Below are 2,209 nucleotides of genomic sequence, written 5' to 3' on the forward strand. Positions count from 1 at the left end.
ACCACGGTGCGCACGTCCGGGGCCTGGCGGTAGCGCTCGACAGCGGTGCGGACGACCTCGCGGAACGCCGGGTCCTGCGCGTCGATCGAGGTCGAGTGCAGGACCACGAAGTCGGTCTCGCTCGGCGTGTCGGGGAACTCGGCGCTGATCAGCTCGGCGGCCTTCTCCGAGTCGGAGCCGATCACGGAGTTGGTGTTGCCGGTCAGGTGCGAGGTGAAGTAGCCGGCCGAGACGGCCGCGCCGGCGAGCAGCACCAGCCAGACCAGGATGACCTTCACTGGATTGAGCGCCGCCCAGACGGCCCAGCGGTAGAGGAAGCCTTCCTCCAGCGGCCGGTGTTCGCCACCTCGGCGGGTGCGCGACAGCGTGTCGGTCATCGAATCCCTTTCGCGGTTGGCACTGATGTCCGCCGGCCACTGCGGTACGGCTGCCGGCGCCCCCTTCCGGCGCCGGTCAGCCTACCGTCCACTAGAGGCCGTTTTGTGGACCTTGTGAACGTCGAAATCAGTTGAGTACGGCGCCGGCGTCGTCCCGGAACTCCCGGCTCCGCCGGTTGTCCAGGTGCACGTAGACCCGGTGCAGCCAACGGTCCCGCCCGTCGAAGCGGGGAGTGAACTCGGACCGGCCGTGCAGCACCAGCCGGTTGTCGATGAGCGCCATCATCCCGGTCTGCAGCACCAGCGGCGTGGAGACGTCGGTGAGGATCCGCTTCAACCGCGCCATCACCTCGCCGGCCTCCTCGTCCAGCGCGGTGGTCGCGTTCAGGTCGAGGCAGATGTTCGAGTCCTCCACGCTGCCGGTGAGCACCGCGTGCGGCGTGGTGCGGTCACCCTGGCGGAACGAGGGCGGCGGCGCGGTGACGAACCGGGGCTCGCGCAGCACCTTCCGGTCGGTCTCCTCGATCAGCGGCAGGGCCTGCCGGATGCAGGTGACCAGCGTGCCCGCCCGCTTGGCGTGATCGTTGCGCAGGCACAGCAGGCCGACGTAGTCGGGGCGTTCCCGGTGGAACGCGTTCTCCACGTGGAACTCCAGCGGCACCGACCCGGCGTTGCTCTGGGAGTCCTCCAGGCCGCGCACCGGGACGACGTTCTGCACCAGGGCGCCGCTCTTCTCGCTGCGGTAGGCGATCACCTCGCCGAGGTGCAGGCCGACGAGCATGGCCAGGACGGCCGGCACGGTGGTCGCCCGTTCCACCGACTCCCGGACGGTCGGAGTGCTCGGCAGGTCGCGCTCGTCCACCGGAAGGCCGGCGAGCACGAGTGAGCCGGTGGCCCCGGCGTCGCTGCGGAAGTCGCGCAGCGTCTCCATCAGCCGCAGCGGCATCCGGCAGCTCGCCTGCCGGGCCTGCGTCACCCAGGACAGGTCGTCCAGCAGGCGCGGCGACGCGGCGACGAGTTCCTCGGCCAGCGCCCGCAGGGCGGTCCGTTCGTCGTCGGCGAGGTCCAGCCTCAGTCCCTGCGCGCCGCGGGTCGACCGGTCAGATGTCGTGGTCATGGATTCGTCCTCTCGTACGGCGTGCGCGATCGTCCCGGCGCACGGGGGCCGGTGTCGGCACGGAGGGGATTCGTGGGAGCGGATCAGAGGGCGGGCAACGCGCGGCTGTCCACCTTCCCGTTGGTGGTGAGCGGAATGTGGTCGATGGCGACGACGTCCGCCGGGATCATGTAGTCGGGCAGGTCGACGGCGAGGTGGGCGCGCAACGCGGCCGCGTCCACCGCCGCGCCGGCGGTGAGCACCACGTACGCCGCCAGGCGCTTCTCGCCGGGGCTGGGCTCGCGGGCGAGCACCACGGCGTCACGGACGCCCGGATGGGCGGCGAGCCGGGCCTGGATCTCGCCCAGTTCCACCCGGTAGCCCCGGATCTTGACCTGGTTGTCGATGCGGCCGAGGAACTCCAGCGTGCCGTCGGGCAGCCAGCGGGCCAGGTCGCCGCTGCGGTAGAGGCGGCTGCCCGGCGGGCCGTACGGGTCGGGCCGGAACCGGTCCGCGGTCAGGTCCGGGCGGCCCAGGTAGCCGCGCGCCACCCCGACGCCGCCGATCCAGACCTCGCCGGGCACGCCGACCGGCACCGGGTCGAGCCGCTCGGTCAGCACGTACATGGTGGTGTTGACGATCGGCACGCCGAGCGGCACCAGCTCGGTGGCCGGCGGCTCGCTGATCGGCTGCCCCGAGTTGCCGATGGTGATCTCGGTGGGGCCGTACTCGGTGG

The 2,209-nt window shown here is 71.8% G+C and carries 2 protein-coding genes and 1 pseudogene; all 3 read right to left on the reverse strand.

The genetic code is table 11. The features are described 5' to 3' along the window. Window positions 1–377: pseudogene (locus KBX39_RS29415) on the reverse strand (hypothetical protein); the annotation flags it as partial. 127 nt (window positions 378–504) lie between these two features. Beyond that, window positions 505–1,494 carry a TauD/TfdA family dioxygenase gene (locus KBX39_RS29420; protein WP_082930898.1) on the reverse strand — a complete coding sequence of 330 codons (990 nt, stop codon included), beginning with the start codon at window positions 1,492–1,494 and terminating at the stop codon, window positions 505–507. A gap of 83 nt (window positions 1,495–1,577) precedes the next feature. Beyond that, window positions 1,578–2,209: AMP-binding protein (locus tag KBX39_RS29425; RefSeq protein WP_210873653.1), on the reverse strand; the 632-nt coding region annotated here is incomplete at its 5' end.

Origin of the sequence: Micromonospora sp. D75 (genome assembly GCF_018070405.1) — a bacterium.
Taxonomy (GTDB): domain Bacteria; phylum Actinomycetota; class Actinomycetes; order Mycobacteriales; family Micromonosporaceae; genus Micromonospora; species Micromonospora chalcea.